Here is a 15,301-nt window from a genome sequence, read left to right as displayed (position 1 = left end):
GAAAAGACGAGGAGCCGTGTCCCCGACCGTCCTGCCCCGCCCGTCCGCCGCCGACACCGCGTCCGGACGCCGGCGCGCCACCCGCGGACGACTGTTGCTGATCGCGCTGGGCGGCGCCTGCCTGATCAGCGGCCTGAACGCCGGACTGATCCGGCTCGAGGTGTGGGCGCCGGTGGCGTCCGACCGGGCCGGCGACGTGCACGGGCTGGTCATGGTGCTCGGCTTCCTCGGCACGCTGATCTCGCTGGAACGGGCGCAGTCGCTCGGGCGATCCTGGGCCTATCTGGCCCCCGCCCTCTACGGTGCCGGCGGACTCGCGCTCCTCACACCGGCGCCGATGCTGCTCGGACAACTACTGCTGATCGAGGCCGGCGTGCTCTTCGTCGCCGTCTATCTGGCCTTGTGGCGCCGCGCGCCACGGGCGCTGGTCGCGGTGCAGGTGCTGTCGGCGGTGCTGGCGCTGGGCGGTGCCGTGGTCGCCACCCTCGTCGACGTCACCGTCGCGCTGCCCTGGTTGGCCGGTTTCGTGGTGCTCACCATCGCCGCCGAGCGTGCCGAACTGGCGCAGCTGACCATGGGTCCCCGCGCGGACGTCGAACTGCTCGGCCTGGCCGCCGCCCTCACCGTGGCGACCCTGGCCGCGCTGACCATGCCCGCGGTCGGCGGACGCCTCGTCGGCGTCGCGCTGCTGGCGGTGGCCGGCTGGCTGCTGGTGCACGACGTGGTCCGGCGCCAACTGCGGTTGATCGGGCAGCGCCGCTACCTGGCCGCGGCGCTGCTGGCCGGCTACCTGAACCTGGCCCTCGCCGGGGCGGTGCTGGCCTGGTCGGGCCTGACCACCGACCGGGGCAGCTACGACGTGGTGGTGCACGGGGTGTTCCTCGGCTTCGCGCTGTCGATGGTGATGGCGCACGCCCCGGTCATCCTGCCCGCGGTGCTGGGGTGCGACCTGCCCTACCGTCCGGTGCTGTGGCTGCCGCTCGGGCTGCTGCACGCCGGCCTGGCGCTGCGCTTCTCCGGTGCCCTGGGCGGCTGGGACGCCGGCTGGCAGGCCGGTGGGGTGGTCACCGTGCTGGCCCTGCTGGTCTTCCTGGTCACCGCGATCACCCTGGTGGTGCGGCGATGAGCGGTGCCACCGGACGCCCGGTCGGACGCCGGCGCTCACGACTGCGCGACCTGCCGCTGATCGGCTGGCTGGCCGCGGCCGTGGTGATCGCCGTCGCGCACCGCTGGCTGCCGGACGCCAACTGGCTGATGCTGCACCTGGTGCTGCTCGGCGCCCTCACCCACGCCATCGTGGTGTGGAGCTTCCACTTCGCCCAGACCCTGCTGCGCTCACCGGCGTCCGAGGCCGAAGCCGTCCGGCACAACCGGCGCCTCGGACTGCTCACCGCCGGTGCGGCCGCGGTGCTGATCGGCGTCCCGACCACCTGGTGGCCGCTGACTCTCGGTGGCGGCACTCTGGTCGCCGTCGCGGTCGGCTGGCACGGACTGGTGCTCTGGGGCATGCTGCGCCGAGCCTTGCCGGCCCGGTTCCGGGTGACCGTCCGCTACTACCTGGGAGCTGCCGCATCGCTGCTTGTCGGCATCGTGTTCGGGGTGCTGCTGGCGCTGGGCTGGGAGGATCCCTGGCACGGCCGGCTGCTGGTCGCGCATGCCCTGGCGAACGTGCTGGGCTGGGTCGGCCTGACCTTGACCGGCACGCTGCTCACCCTGTGGCCGACCATGCTGCGCACCCGGATGGACGACGTCGCCGAGCGCTGGACGCAGCAGGCCCTGCCGGTGTTCGGCGCCGCCATCGCGGTGTCCGTTGGGGGAGCGCTGGCCGGTCTGGGCTGGCTGGCTGCGGCTGGGGTGGGTCTGTACCTTGTCGCGCTCGGACTGTGGGGACGCGGCTTGTGGCGTCCGGCCCGGACCCGTCCGCCGCGCGAGTTCGCGTCCGCCTCGGTCGGCGCCGCCCTGGTCTGGCTGGTGATCGGGCTGGGCTGGGCCGGCGCTCTGCTGGCCACCGCGCCGGACTGGACAGCGGTCCGCGAAGGCTTCATCTGGCCGGCCGCGGTGCTGGGTGCCGGGTTCGCCGTCCAGGTGCTGTCGGGCGCGCTGTCCTACCTGCTGCCGTCCGTGCTGGGTGGCGGACCCAGCGTCGTGAGGGCCGGGCAGCGCTGGTTCAACCGGGCCGGGGCGTTCCGGCTGATCGCGATCAACGGCGGGGTGGCGTTGTGGCTGCTGCCCACCCCGAGCTGGGTGAAGGTGACCGGCTCGCTGCTCGCGCTCGGCGCCGCCACCGCCTTCCTGCCGCTGATGATCCTCGGGCTGAAGGCCAGCATCGCCGCCCGTCGCGAACTGGCCGCGGCTGCCGCGTCCGGAGCCGAACGGACGCCGTCCGCACCCCTCGCCGCTCCCACGGCAACCCTCGCCGGTGAGCCCGAAGGCCCCGGCGCCACCAACGTGCCCACCCCACAGGCCCGCCCGGGCCGGCCGCCCGTCGGTGCGGCCGGCCCGGGACATCCGGAGCGGGGACGTCCGGAGCCGGAGCGGCCCAGCATCTTCACCGCGGGCCAGCTGATCGCCGGACTGACCGCCCTGGCCACCGCGGTCGTGGTGGGTGTCGGCGTCGATCCGACCGCCGCCGGAGCCGTCGGTGCCGCCCCGTCCCCGGCCGTCGCGGTCCAGCCCACCGGCAAGGTGGTGCGGGTCGAGGTCGCCATGGGCGACATGAAGTTCACGCCGTCCAGCGTCACCGTGCGGGCCGGCGACACCCTGGTGCTCGACCTGGTCAACACCGACACGACCACCCACGACGTCACCGTCGGCGCCGCCCGCAGCGCCCGGATCGGTCCGGGCAAGCGCGCCGAACTGGACGTCGGCGTGGTCGGCGCCAGCATCCAGGGCTACTGCACGGTGGCCGGACACCGGCAAATGGGCATGGTCTTCGACGTCATCGTCGAGGGCGCACCGCAGGCGACCGCGCAGCCGTCGGCGACGACGTCCGGGACGGGGCACGAGGGGCACCCGAACCCGGCGCCCAGCGCAAGCCTCGCGTCCGACCAGATCGTCGACCCGGTGCTGCCGCCGCTGACGTCCGAGCGGGTGCACAAGCTCACCCTCACGGTGCAGGAGGTGCCGTTGCAGGTCGCGCCGGGCGTGTGGCAGCGGCGCTGGACCTACAACGGACGTCCGATCGGTCCGACGCTGCACGGCCGGGTCGGCGACGTGTTCGAGATCACCCTGGTCAACGACGGCTCGATGGGGCATTCGATCGACTTCCACGCCGGTGCGCTGGCGCCGGACCGTCCGATGCGCACCATCGAGCCTGGTGAACGGCTGGTTTACCGGTTCACCGCGACCAAGGCCGGGGTGTGGATGTACCACTGCTCGACGCACCCGATGAGCGCGCACATCGCCGCCGGAATGGCGGGCGCGGTGGTGATCGAACCGGACGGGCTGCCGCGGGTCGACCGCTCGTACGTGCTGGTGCAGTCCGAGGCGTACCTGGCCGACCGGGCGTTGATGGCCGAGACCGCTACCGAGGTGGACGCCGACGCGGTCGGTTCGCGCAACCCCGACTACGTGATGTTCAACGGCGTCGCCAACGGCTACGACCAACACCGGCTGGCGGCGCGAGTGGGGGAGCGGGTCCGGTTCTGGGTGCTGGACGTCGGACCCAACCGGGCCAGCAGCTTCCACATCGTCGGCACCCAGTTCGACACGGTGTTCAGCGAGGGGAGCTACCTGCTGAAACGCGGCCGGGACGCCTTCGGCGGGCGTTCCGGGGGTGCCCAGGCGCTCGGACTACAGCCGGCACAGGGCGGCTTCGTCGAAACCGTCTTCCCCGAGGCCGGCAACTATGCGCTGGTCAGCCACATCATGTCGGACGCCGAACGCGGCGCCCACGGCTTCGTGCACGTCACCGGCGGTTGAGCTCGTCGAAACCCCATCGCTGGTTGAGCTTGTCGAAACTCAGCTTGTCGAAACCCAGAACCACCACCACAAGGAGGAATCCCATGACCGATATCGAGATCAAGACCGCCGGCGGCTGCGGATGCGGCGGACACGACGCGGAGGCGCCGGTGTTCGACGTCCGTCCGGTGCCGCACGCCATCCGGCACGCCGCCGTGTTCGGCGCCTTCGACGCCATCGCGCCCGGGCAGGCGCTGGTGCTGGTCGCGCCGCACAACCCGCTGCCGCTGCTCGGCCAGCTCGCCGAGCGGGCGCCGATCACCGTCCAGTACCTGGTCGAGGAGCCCGGCGAGTGGCAGCTGCGGATCACCCGCAAGCCGGAGTCCGTCACCGTCTGACGCGCTTCCGCTGACCAGGCACCGGGGGGAGCCGACAGGGCCCTCCCTAACTACCTGGGCCCTCCCGCATACGGGAGGCTGTAGATAGTTAGGGAGGGCCTTCTGGCGTCCGGCTACGGCTGGACCTGGGCGACCAGGCGGCCGCGGGCCCGGGCCGCCGCGGCGACCAGTTCGGCCAGGGACGCCTCGACCTCGGGCCAGCCGCGGGTCTTCAGTCCGCAGTCCGGGTTCACCCAGAGCCGCTCGGCGGGCAGCACGGCCAGCGCCGTCTCGAATAGGGCGTCCACCTCGTCGGCGCTCGGCACCCGCGGTGAGTGGATGTCCCACACGCCCGGGCCGACCTCGTTGGGGTAGCCGGCCTCGGCCAGCTCGGCGACCACCTCGCCACCCGACCGGGACGCCTCCATCGAGATCACGTCGGCGTCCAGGGCGATGATCGCGTCCATCACGTCACCGAACTCGGCGTAGCACATGTGGGTGTGGATCTGGGTGTCGTTGCGGACGCCGCTGACCGACAGCCGGAACGCCTCGGTCGCCCAGTCCAGGTACGCCGCCCAGTCCCGGCGGCGCAGCGGCAGGCCCTCGCGCAGCGCCGGCTCGTCGACCTGGACGATCGGCAACCCGGCCGCCTCCAGATCGACCACCTCGTCGCGCAGCGCCAGCGCCACCTGCCGGGCGGTCACCGACTCCGGCTGGTCGTCGCGGACGAATGACCACTGCAGAATCGTGATCGGTCCGGTCAGCATGCCCTTCATCGGACGGTCGGTCTGTGCCGCGGCGAACGCGGACCAGTCCACCGTCATCGGCTCGGGACGGGCCACGTCGCCGAACAGCACCGGGGGCTTCACACAGCGCGAACCGTAGCTCTGCACCCAGCCGTGCGAGGTGGTGGTGAAGCCGTCCAGCTTCAACCCGAAGTGCTCCACCATGTCGGTGCGCTCGAACTCGCCGTGCACCAGCACGTCGACGCCGAGCTCCTCCTGCTTGCGGATGCAGGCCACGGTGAACTCCTCCAGCCCGGCCCGATAGGCCTCGGCGTCCAGCTCGCCGCGACGGTGCGCGGCCCGCAGCCGGCGCACCTCCGCGGTCTGCGGGAAGGAACCGATGGTGGTGGTCGGCAGCAGCGGCAGGCCCAGCCGGGCATGCTGTGCGGCGGCCCGCTTCGGGTAGGCGGCGCGACGACGCGACCAGTCCGGGGTGACAGCGGCGAGGCGTTCCTGGACGGCGGGCTGCAGCACGCGCGGCGAGGTGCGCCGGGCGGCCAGCACCGCGGTGCTCTCGGCCAGCCCGGCCAGCGCGTCGGCGTCCCCGTTCAGCGCGCCGGCGAGCAGCGCCACCTCGTCCAGCCGCTGGGTGGCGAAGGCCAGCCAGGACTCCAGCTCGGCGTCGCCGCCGGTCTCGGAGGCCAGATCGACCGGCAGGTGCAGCAGCGAGCAGGACGGCGCCAGCTGGATACGGTCCGACCCGGCCTGCTCTACCACCGGCAGCAGCCGCTGGTAGAGCGCGGTCAGGTCGGTGCGCCACACGTTGCGGCCGTCCACCACGCCCAGCGACAGGCCCAGGGACGCCGGCGCCGCGGCCACCACGGCGTCCAGCTGGCCCGGGTCGCGGACCAGGTCGACGTGCAGCACGTCCACCGGCAGCCCGACGGCCAGCTCCAGATTGTCGCCCAGGCCGCCGAAATAGGTGGCCAGGGTCAGCTTCGCGGTCGGGACGGCGTCCCGCAGCCGGGCATAGGCGCGGCCGTAGCCGTCGATCTCGGCAGGCGACAGGTCGAGCACCAGCGCCGGCTCGTCCAGCTGGATCTCGGTCGCGCCGGACGCCACCAGATCGGTCAGCCAGTCGACGTAGGCGGGCAGGATCGCGTCCAGCAGCTCGATGGTGTCGCCGCCGTCGGTGCGCTTGGCCAGCCGCAGGAAGGTGAGCGGTCCGATCACCACCGGACGGGTGGCGATGCCGAGCGCGGACGCCTCCTGCAGCTGCGCGGCAGTGGCCTTCGACGAGTAGCGGAACTCCTGGTCAGCGGCCAGTTCCGGGACCAGGTAGTGGTAGTTGGTGTCGAACCACTTGGTCAGTTCCAGGGCCGGGATGCCGTTGCCGCCGCGGGCCATGGTGAAGTAGCTGCCGAGCGCGTCGGCGTCCGAGGCGGCGATGTCGAACGGGGCGCCGAAGCGCTCCGGGACGGCGCCCAGGGTGACCGCGGTGTCCAGCACCTGGTCGTAGTAGGAGAAGTCGCCGCTGGGGATGTGCTGGATGCCTTTGTCCTGCTGCAGCCGCCAGTGGGTGGCGCGCAGTCCGGCGGCGACGTCGGCGAGGCCGGAGGCGTCCAGGTCGCCCCGCCAGTGCAACTCCTGGGCCCATTTGAGTTCGCGGTCGCGTCCGATGCGAGGGAACCCGAGGTTCGCGGTTGTGGTCATGTGTCAGCCCTCCCGAGGGCAGGAGGGGTCGACGAATCGATTGCGGGCATGTTTGCCGTTCCTTTCCGGCCCCATCCATCGTGGAGCGTTCCTGATCAACACGCCGCAGCCGGTCTCCTGGCTCGTGGATCGAACACCGATCTCCCGCCTTCCCGGATCGCTCCAGTGGCATGGATGGGAGGTCGGCTCTCCACTCACAGTTGCGAGGACAGCCCCGGATTCGCACCGGGTTCCCGATCACTGCGGCAGCCCGATCGAACCACGGCGGCGCCGGGGGCACAAGCGTGAGGCGGCTTCGTCCAGCATGCGGCCCGAGGTTGGGGCGATCTCGACATCACTGGTTGGGGTGATCTCGACATCACCGTCCGATGGGGGGAAGGCTCGCGGATTTCGAGTCGTGACCCGACATCAGGTGCCACTTCCCTCCATCGGCGAGCGATCTCGACATAGGTCAGTTCGGACGCCGGCGGCGCAACAGATAGGTGTCGAACATCCAGCCCTTGCGGGCGGCGGCCTCGGCGCGGACGGTCAGAATCTGCTCCCGGACCTCGTCCAGCGGGCCGGAGATCAGGATCTCGTCCGGGGTGCCCAGATAGGCCGCCCAGTAGATGTCGATGCCGTCGGGGTCGATCGAGGCGAAGGTCTGCCGGCCGTCCAGCATCACCACCACGTCGTCGACGTCAGCCGGCAGCCCGTCGCGGAACAGCCGGGCCGGGGCGATCTGCACCGCGCGTCCCTGCCGGTTGAGCGGGATCTGGAACCGGGCGGTCAACGCATGGACGCAGCTGATCCCCGGGATCACCCGCAGGTCGATCGGTTCGGCGGCGGCGCGGCGGAGTTCCTGGACGATGGCCAGGGTGCTCTCGAACAGGCTGGGGTCGCCCCAGACCAGGAAGCCGCCGGTCCGGCCGTCGGCCAGCTCGGACGCGACGGCGGCGCTCCACTGCTCCAGGCGTTGCCGCCGCCAGCGGGCCACCGCGGCCGGGTAGTCCGGGGCGGTGCGCCAGGGCCGGGGCGGGTCGCGTAGTTCGACGGTGTGCAGCGGCCGGTTCCGGTGTCGTTCGACGACGGCGCGGCGGGCGTCCACCAGTTCGTCGTATTCGCCCTCCTTGAGCACCACGAACAGCACGTCGAGGGCGTCGATCGCCCGCACCGCCTCCAGCGTCACCCAGTCCGGGTCGCCGGCACCGATGCCGATCAGCACCAGTTCGCGGCTCATCGGACGCCGCCCGCCGCCGGGCTCAGAGGACGCGGCGCGGCCGGCCTCGGACATTGCGGCGTCCGGCTCATTCGGTCTCGCTGGAGATGGCGTTCAGGGCGGCGGAGGTGATCGCCGAACCGCCGCGGCGTCCGTGCAGCACCAGGTACTCCAGCCCGAACGGATTGTCGGCCAGCGCCCGTTTCGACTCGGCCGCGCCGACGAAGCCGACCGGAATGCCGATCACGCCGGCCGGCATCAGTCCGGTGTCGCGCACCACCTCGAGCAGGTGGAACAGTGCGGTCGGCGCGTTGCCGATCGCCACCACGGCACCGGCCAGCCGCGGCTTCCACAACTCGATCGCGGCAGCGGTCTTGGTGGTGCCCAGCTCCTTGGCCAGCTCGGCCAGCCGCGGTTCGCCGAGGTGACAGATCACCTCGTTCTGGGCAGGCAGCCGGGAGCGGATCACCCCGCTGGCCACCATCTGCGAGTCGCACAGGATCGGCGCCCCGGCCTGCAACGCCGTCCGGCAGGCGGTCACCACGCCGGGGCTGTACCCCAGCTGCTCGGGCAGGTCGGTCTGTGCCGCGGCGTGGATCATCCGGGTCGCCACGTGCGCCACGTCCGGCGGCAGGATGGACAGGTTCGCCTCGGCCCGGATGGTGCCGAACGAGCGCCGGTAGATCTCCGCGCCGTCGGTGATGTACTCGTAGGTCACCGCCTTAGCCTCGATCCACCGATCTGCGCCTACTGCGCGACCCCAGCTGGGCGCACTGGCGTCGCCGGCACCGCTCGACGTACGACCCGGTACGCCTTCGCGTTCCCGGCTTGCCATTGCACCCATCTGGTGCCGCTCGCTACGACGCCCATCGGTGGATCGAGGCTTCGGGTCGGTCACAGCTCCTCCTCGTTGACCACCTCGAGGAACCGGTTCCTGATCCGGCGGGCCCGCAGCGGGTCGTGGCTGGTGATCGCCGCCACCGTCACCCCGGACGTCTCACCGGTCGCCGGCGTCCAGGCCGAACCCTCGCCGGCCTTGTCGGCGCGGACGCAGAAGGTGTGCCGCTGCTCGGCCGCCTGGGCGACCGCCGCGTTGGTCTCGGCCGAGTCGGTGACCGCCATCGCGTACCAGGCGCCGTCCAGGTCGGACGGGGTGAACTCCCGGGCGTGCCAGGTAAGGGCGCCGGAATCGGCCAGGGTCTGCAGTGAGCGGTGCAGCTCGGGCGCGATCACCTCGACGCGGGCGCCGGCGTCCAGCAGTTTCGGCACCCGGCGGCGCGCGACGCAGCCGCCGCCGACCACGACCACCTTCCGGCCCTGCAGCAGCAGCCCGGTCAGGTAGGCGGGCGAGCCGGCGCTGGTCCGGGCCCGCAGCGCACCCTCCTTGTACCGTTGGGCGACCACCTGGGCGAGCTCGTCACAGGGGCCGATCACCTCGGCGATCCGGACGTCGGCGTCCGGATGCGCGGCACGGAACGCCTCGACGTGGCCGTGCACCCATTCGTCCAGGCGTCCGGTGAACAGGAAGTGCGGCATCACCACGATCCGGCGGCTGCCGGAGGCGTAGTACTGGTGCAGGATCTCGGGCACCGACGGCCGGGCGACCTGGATGAACGCCGACAACACCTGGTGGTAGCCGCCGGTCTCGAAGATCACCCGGGAGAGCCGGACGTGGTCGGCGTTGGCCTCGGTGACGCTGCAGCCGCGCCCCACCATCAGCACGTCGGTGTCGTCGGCGGCCCACTCGTCGCGGGCGGCCGCGATCCGGGCGTGCACGGCGGCGATCATCGGCGCCGGCGAGCCCAGGTGCCGGGTGTAGACAACGGTGGCGTCGGTGTAGCGGGACTTCGAGCTCTCGATCGCCTCCGGGATGTCGTCGCGGACGTGCCCGCCGGTGCCGATCATCAGTGGCACCACCACCGCGGCGGGCGCCGACTCCAGCACGGCGTCCAGGGCCCGGTCGATGGTGGGCGGGGTGAGTTCCACGAAACCGGCCTCAACCCGGACGCCGGGCAGCAGGCCGCGGACCTTCTCGACCAGGGCGAAGGCGGCCTCGGCGCCGGCGTTCACTCGGGTGCCGTGTCCGGCGATCACCAGCGGCGGCGGGCTGGCCGGGACGGCGGCGGGATCGGCGGGAGCAGGAACGTGCGATTGGGTCATCGGTCCATCCATCGGTAGTCGCGCGGCGTCACCATGACTGTCTCACCGCGTCCGGTCGGCAGGTAGCGGGTGGTCGAGGAACCGATCACCACCAGGGAATTCATGTTGACCCAGGCCGGATCGAAATCGGCCAGGGTGGCGCAACTGATCTTCTGCCCGGGCCGGCAGGCCTCTTCGACGACCGCCACCGGGGTGGTTGGTGGACGGTGCTCGGCGAAGATCTCCAGGGCCCGGGGCAGGTGCATCAGCCGGGTCCGGCTGCGTGGGTTGTACAGCACGGTGACCAGATCGGCCTCGGCGGCGGCCCGCAGCCGCTTCTCGATGTTCTCCCAGCTGGTGTGCAGGTCGGACAGCGAGATGGTGGCGTGGTCGTGCCCCAGCGGCGCGCCCAGGATCGCCGACACCGCCAGGCTGGCGGTCACCCCGGGGACGATCTCGACGTCGATGCCCTCGGTGCCCTGCTCCAGGGTGGGGGACGCCATCGCGTAGATCGCCGGATCGCCGGAGCAGACCAGGGCGACGTTGCGTCCCTCGCGGGCCTTGGCGATGGCCAGCGCGGTGCGGGCCTCCTCGGTGCCCATCCCGGAGGAGTGCACCTCGGTGCCCGGCCGGATCAGGTCGGTGACCTGGTCGACGTACGGCTTGTAGCCGACGATCACGGACGCGTTGCGGATCGCCTCCTGTGCCCGCGGTGTGGTGAGGTCGCGGGCACCCGGGCCCAGACCGACCACGGCGAGGTGCCCGGTCGCGGGCAGCCGTCCGATGGCGCAGGTGGCTTCCCTGGTGCGCTGCTTCGGCACCACGAGGTCGGCACCTCGGGCCAGCACGGACGCCTCGGCGACGCTCGGCGTCCCGACCGCGGTGAGCGCATGCTCGCTGGGATTCGGGACCGGGTGCTCGGCCAGTTGATCGGCCGGGAAGGTGACGAAGGGGATCGTCAGCCGGGCCGCCAGCTCGATCAGGCCGGTCTCGTCGGCCTTGGCGTCCACGCTGGTGATCGCGGTCAGCGACTCGACGGCCAGCCCGGCGGTGGCGAGGGTGACCCGGAGCAGCTGCTCCAGATGCTCCGCGGACGTCCCCCGGTTGCAACCCATCCCGGCCACCAGGGACGGGGGCCGCAACACCACGGTCGGCAGGTTCGGTTGGTCGAGCTTGTCGAGACCCCTCTCGGGTGCCGGCTCCAGCTCGTCGGTGACCACGATCCGTCCGGCCGGTTCCGGAGAGTCCTCGGCGACGTTCGCCGGGAGCGGTGGCAGCGGCCAGGGTCGGGTCCGCAGCAACCGGACCGGGGCGCCGTCCAGGATGGCCCGGGTGACCGCGGCGACGTCGCCGGACCAGGGCCAGCCGAGGGCGTCCAGGGCGGGCAGCCCGAGCGAGTCGGTGGCGGTGGTGACCACCGCGGTGCCGCCCAGCCCGTCCGCGATCCGGGTGGCCAGCGCGTTGGCGCCGCCGCCGTGACCGCCGACCAGCGGGACGGCGAAGCGTCCGGCCTCGTCGACCACCACCAGCCCCGGGTCGGTGTGCTTGGAGCTGAGCAGCGGCGCGACGATCCGGGTGGTCGCGCCCAGCGCGAGGTGGCTGACGATCAGGTCGCACTCCGCCCAGGCCTGCGGCAGCCCGGCCACCGCGCCCTGGTCGTAGCGCCGGGTCCGGGTGCCCAGGATGGCATCGATCTGCTCGGCCCGGGCCCGGCTGGCCGCCCCGGACGTCACCTGCCCGGTCACCGGTCCATGGGGACGGTTCTCGGCGGTTGTCAGTGGACCGGGAGAACCGTCCCCAGGTGGCGAAAATCGACCATCGAGAACCGTCCCCGAGGTGCGAGAATCGTTCGTGGAGAACCGTCCCCGGGGTGCGGAATCGGAACCGTCCCCGGAACCGGACTGGATGGTGACCGGGGTGGCGGCGGTGCCGGGCCAGGGGGCGTCCGGTTCGTGGGGGTGCCGGTCCAGGATCAGCACCACGTTCGGCTCCAGCGGTTCGGTGGTCAGCGCCTCCTCGGTGCTGAGCAGCCGGACCCGCTCGTCGGATTCGCCGAGGCGCTCGGCCAGCACGAACCAACGTTCCAGGTCGGCCAGCCCCGCTGCCAGCTCCCGGACGCCGTTGTCGGCCGAGGTGAACACGGCGACCTTGCCGTAGCGGCGGGCGGTGTCGATCGCCGGCTGCAGCGGACGTCCGTGCACGCTGACCACGGCGGCGTCGTCCCAGGGCAGACCGACCGCGGCGAAGGCGGCGGCGATCGAGGACACCGCCGGCACCACGGCCGGACGCAGCCCGGCGGCGCGCAGCGAGCGGACCACGCCGAAGTAGAGCGGGTCGCCGCTGGCGATCACCACCACCTCGGCGTCCGCCGGCAGCTCCTTGAGCTTCTCGACGGCCAGCCGCAGCGCGCCCAGGGTGATCCGGCGCGGTTCGTCGACGCCCAGGGCGTCCAGGTGGCGGCGTCCGCCCACCACCCAATCCGCGGACGCCGCGGCGGTGCGAAGCCCCGGGCTCGGGGCGCCGAGCAATCCGTGGACGGTGATCATCGCTGCTCCTGGTGCGCGGCCGAGGAGCCGCGCGGCTTGCGGTGGATGGTGTCCGGCGCGGGCACCGGCGGGGTGCCCTCGGCGCCGCGGAACTCGTGCCGGAAGCCCGGATGGTAGAGATGGCTACGGGTTTCACCCTGGGCGGCGAGCGCTGGACCGACCAGCACCACGGTGTGCTTCCACAGCTTGTGCTCGGCCATGGTGGCGGACAACTCGTCCAGCCGGCAGCGCAGCATCAACTCGTCCGGCCAGGTCACCCGGTAGCCGACGATGCACGGCGTCTCCGAAAGGTAGCCGCCGGCCAACAGCTCGGCCTGCAGCACCTTGTTCCGGGCCGCGGACAGGTACAGCGCCATGGTGGCGCCGTGCGCGGCGAACCCGCGGACCGTCTCCCGGGCCGGCATCGGGGTGCGGCCGCCCTCCAGTCGGGTCAGGATCAGGCTCTGCGACACCTCCGGCACGGTGATCTCGGCGCCGGCCGCGGCAGCTGCGGCCGCGAACGCCGTCACACCGGGAATCGTGCGGTGCGGGACGCCCAACCGGTCGCAGATCTTCCGTTGTTCGGCGGTGGCGCCGTAGATCGACGGGTCGCCGGTGTGCACCCGGGCCACCAGCAGCCCTTCGTCGCGGGCCCGCCGGTAGAGCGGTTCCACCCCCTCCAGGGGCAGCGACGCCGAGTCGACGATCTCGGCGTCCGGGCGGGCCCCGGCGATCAACTCGGCCTCGACCAGGCTGGACGCCCAGATCACGATGTCGGCCTCGGCGATCACCCGGGCGCCGCGCACGGTGATCAGGTCGGCCGCGCCCGGTCCGGCGCCGACGAACACCACCTCGCCGGTGGTCGCCGCGCTCACAGCCGGCCTCCGGTTCGGGTGCGGGCCGGGGCGACCAGCAGGGTGGAGAAGTAGGGCGCCCGGTCGGCGGTGACGTCGCTGACGGCGATCAGCTCCTCGCCGGGCAGGCCGACGTTCACCCCGAGCACCGCAGTGTCGTCCGGACGCCGCCGCCGGACGAGCTCGAGCACCTCGCTCAGGTGGCGTCCGCCTTTGTAGGCGACGACGGTGTCGGAGCTGTCCAGGGCGGCGGCGAGGCTGTCCAGCCCGGCGGTCACCGGCACCAGGGTGAGGCTCTCCTGCGCCTCCACCAACGGGACGCCGGACGCCGCGGCCAGCGCCTGCATCGCGGTGATGCCCGGCACCACCCGCACCTGGAGCCCCGGGACGACCGCGCGAACGTGGGCGGCCAGGTAGGAGAACGTCGAATACACGCTGGGGTCGCCGACGGTGGCGAAGGCGACGCTGCCGGCACCGGCCGCGAAGGCGTCCTCGGCGGCCTTGGCGGACGCCTCCCAGGCGCGCCGCCGCTTGGTTCCCACACCGTGCCGCTGGGCCATGCTGAACGGCACCCGGCGGACACGTCCGGCGGCCTCGGGGCAGGCGGTCAGCACCACCTGCTCGGCGCGTCCCACCTCGTCGGTGCCGGTGTCGGTGTCCGGCACCAAGATCACGTCGGCGTCCCGCAGCACCCGCAGCGCCTTGAGGGTGATGAGTTCGGGGTCGCCGGGTCCGACGCCGACGCCGGTCAGCGTCGGCGGGCAGGCCGGGGCAGGGTCGGTCAAGGGGAGCCTCCTCAGGTTTCCGCGCCCGATGGGGTGTGCTCGGCGGGCAATGGCGAGTATCTGACTCCCGGGATCGCCCGGTCACAGTGGCGGGACCGTCCCGGAGTCGCACCGGGTTCCTCCGCTCATTGCCGCGTTCGTCCGTCAGTCTGGCAGACTCCTCGGCACCGCGCGGGCGATGTGAAAGATCGGGTGAAATCGACGATGAGAGGCGCTGTGGCGCTCGGTTTGGGGCTCGGCTGGCTGGCCGACCAGGCGTTCGGAGACCCGGCCCGCTACCACCCGGTGGCCGGTTTCGGACGGACCGCGCAGGCCCTCGAAGAACGGCTGTATCGCGACGACAAGCCTCGTGGGACGGCGTTCGCCGGGGTGCTGGTTGGCGGTGCCGTCGGTCTCGGCGCGGTGCTGCAGCGGACCTGCCGGAACAGCCCGGCGGCGACGGTGCTGCTGACCGCGGCGGCCACCTGGGCGGTGCTCGGCGGCCGCTCGCTGACCCGGGAGGCCGAGGTGATCGCCGACTCGCTGATCGCTGGCGACCTGGACGCCGCCCGCGACCGGGTCACCCATCTGGTCAGCCGCGACCCGACCACCCTGGACGCCGACGGCATCGCCCGCGCCACCCTGGAATCGGTGGCCGAGAACACCTCGGACGCCGTGGTCGCGCCGCTGCTCTGGGGCGCGGTGCTGGGGGTGCCGGGGCTGCTCGGCTACCGCGCCGCCAACACCCTGGACGCCATGGTCGGCTACCGCAACCCCCGCTACCGCAACTTCGGCTGGGCCTCGGCCCGCCTCGACGACCTGCTGAACTGGGTGCCGGCCCGGCTGGCCGGGGCGCTCGCGTCACTGGCCGCGCCGGTGGTCGGCGGACGATCGGCGGACGCCGTCCGGGCCGCCGTCGAGCAGGCTCCGGCCCACCCCAGCCCGAACGGCGGGGTGGTGGAGGCCGCGTTCGCCGGGGCGCTCGGCGTCACCCTGGGCGGCCGGAACAGCTACGGCGGCGTGGTCGAGGACCGCGGGCTGCTCGGCTTCGGCGCCACCCCCGGCCCGGCCGACCTGGCCCGCGGCGTCCGGCTCGCGCAGGTGGT

General features: G+C 72.7%; 11 protein-coding genes and 2 riboswitches. Of the genes, 4 read left to right on the top strand and 7 right to left on the bottom strand.

Going from position 1 to position 15,301, the window contains the following annotated elements; all coding sequences use genetic code 11:
• Positions 1 to 16: 16 nt before the first annotated feature.
• The 3 genes from QM582_RS16230 to QM582_RS16220 all read left to right on the top strand — a co-directional run bounded on the left by QM582_RS16230 (position 17) and on the right by QM582_RS16220 (position 4,298).
• Positions 17 to 1,126 (top strand): hypothetical protein, encoded by a 1,110-nt coding sequence (locus QM582_RS16230; RefSeq protein ID WP_415086128.1) that lies wholly within the window; start codon positions 17 to 19, stop codon positions 1,124 to 1,126.
• Positions 1,123 to 3,921: a multicopper oxidase domain-containing protein gene (locus tag QM582_RS16225; RefSeq protein WP_415086126.1), complete on the top strand. Its 2,799-nt coding sequence runs from the start codon at positions 1,123 to 1,125 to the stop codon at positions 3,919 to 3,921. Before QM582_RS16230 ends, QM582_RS16225 begins: the two co-directional genes overlap by 4 nt.
• 83 nt (positions 3,922 to 4,004) lie before the next feature.
• Positions 4,005 to 4,298: a DUF2249 domain-containing protein gene (locus QM582_RS16220; protein WP_415086124.1), complete on the top strand. Its 294-nt coding sequence runs from the start codon at positions 4,005 to 4,007 to the stop codon at positions 4,296 to 4,298.
• A 113-nt stretch (positions 4,299 to 4,411) separates the two neighbouring features.
• Here QM582_RS16220 and metE read toward each other — a convergent pair whose 3' ends face one another.
• From metE to cobI, 7 genes are all read right to left on the bottom strand, one after another.
• Positions 4,412 to 6,715, bottom strand: coding sequence for a 5-methyltetrahydropteroyltriglutamate--homocysteine S-methyltransferase (metE, locus tag QM582_RS16215; protein WP_415086122.1), 2,304 nt, complete (start codon positions 6,713 to 6,715; stop codon positions 4,412 to 4,414).
• A gap of 89 nt (positions 6,716 to 6,804) precedes the next feature.
• Positions 6,805 to 6,994, bottom strand: a riboswitch (cobalamin riboswitch).
• Positions 6,995 to 7,166: 172 nt separating this feature from the next.
• Entirely contained in the window at positions 7,167 to 7,934 is a 768-nt protein-coding gene (cobF, locus tag QM582_RS16210) for a precorrin-6A synthase (deacetylating) (protein WP_415086120.1), read from the bottom strand.
• Between the two features lie 67 nt (positions 7,935 to 8,001).
• Positions 8,002 to 8,631 (bottom strand): precorrin-8X methylmutase, encoded by a 630-nt coding sequence (locus QM582_RS16205; RefSeq protein ID WP_415086118.1) that lies wholly within the window; start codon positions 8,629 to 8,631, stop codon positions 8,002 to 8,004.
• Between the two features lie 176 nt (positions 8,632 to 8,807).
• Positions 8,808 to 10,073, bottom strand: a complete 1,266-nt coding sequence (locus tag QM582_RS16200) for a CbiX/SirB N-terminal domain-containing protein (protein WP_415086116.1) — start codon at positions 10,071 to 10,073, stop codon at positions 8,808 to 8,810.
• Entirely contained in the window at positions 10,070 to 12,598 is a 2,529-nt protein-coding gene (gene cobJ / locus QM582_RS16195; protein WP_415086114.1) for a precorrin-3B C(17)-methyltransferase, read from the bottom strand. Before cobJ ends, QM582_RS16200 begins: the two co-directional genes overlap by 4 nt.
• Positions 12,595 to 13,452 carry a precorrin-4 C(11)-methyltransferase gene (gene cobM, locus QM582_RS16190; RefSeq protein WP_415086112.1) on the bottom strand — a complete coding sequence of 286 codons (858 nt, stop codon included), beginning with the start codon at positions 13,450 to 13,452 and terminating at the stop codon, positions 12,595 to 12,597. Before cobM ends, cobJ begins: the two co-directional genes overlap by 4 nt.
• Positions 13,449 to 14,216, bottom strand: coding sequence for a precorrin-2 C(20)-methyltransferase (cobI, locus tag QM582_RS16185; protein ID WP_415086110.1), 768 nt, complete (start codon positions 14,214 to 14,216; stop codon positions 13,449 to 13,451). The genes cobM and cobI overlap by 4 nt, the downstream gene beginning before the upstream one ends.
• 33 nt (positions 14,217 to 14,249) lie before the next feature.
• Positions 14,250 to 14,377: riboswitch (cobalamin riboswitch) on the bottom strand.
• Positions 14,378 to 14,420: 43 nt separating this feature from the next.
• Between cobI and QM582_RS16180 the strand changes: the two genes are divergently transcribed.
• Positions 14,421 to 15,301 (top strand): cobalamin biosynthesis protein (locus QM582_RS16180; protein ID WP_415086108.1); only part of this gene is annotated, 881 nt, incomplete at its 3' end.

The sequence above is a fragment of the Micropruina sp. genome, from assembly GCF_047607385.1.
In the GTDB taxonomy this organism is placed as follows: Bacteria; Actinomycetota; Actinomycetes; order Propionibacteriales; family Propionibacteriaceae; genus Micropruina.
This window is presented reverse-complemented; position numbering and strand designations above follow the sequence as displayed.

What these genes read in the sequence shown, in the direction of transcription:
- metE (WP_415086122.1), bottom strand. Translation starts at nt 6,715, where the DNA reads ATGACCACAACCGCGAACCTCGGGTTCCCTCGCATCGGACGCGACCGC.
- cobJ (WP_415086114.1), bottom strand. Translation starts at nt 12,598, where the DNA reads ATGATCACCGTCCACGGATTGCTCGGCGCCCCGAGCCCGGGGCTTCGC.
- cobF (WP_415086120.1), bottom strand. Translation starts at nt 7,934, where the DNA reads ATGAGCCGCGAACTGGTGCTGATCGGCATCGGTGCCGGCGACCCGGAC.
- QM582_RS16200 (WP_415086116.1), bottom strand. Translation starts at nt 10,073, where the DNA reads ATGACCCAATCGCACGTTCCTGCTCCCGCCGATCCCGCCGCCGTCCCG.
- QM582_RS16220 (WP_415086124.1), top strand. Translation starts at nt 4,005, where the DNA reads ATGACCGATATCGAGATCAAGACCGCCGGCGGCTGCGGATGCGGCGGA.
- QM582_RS16225 (WP_415086126.1), top strand. Translation starts at nt 1,123, where the DNA reads ATGAGCGGTGCCACCGGACGCCCGGTCGGACGCCGGCGCTCACGACTG.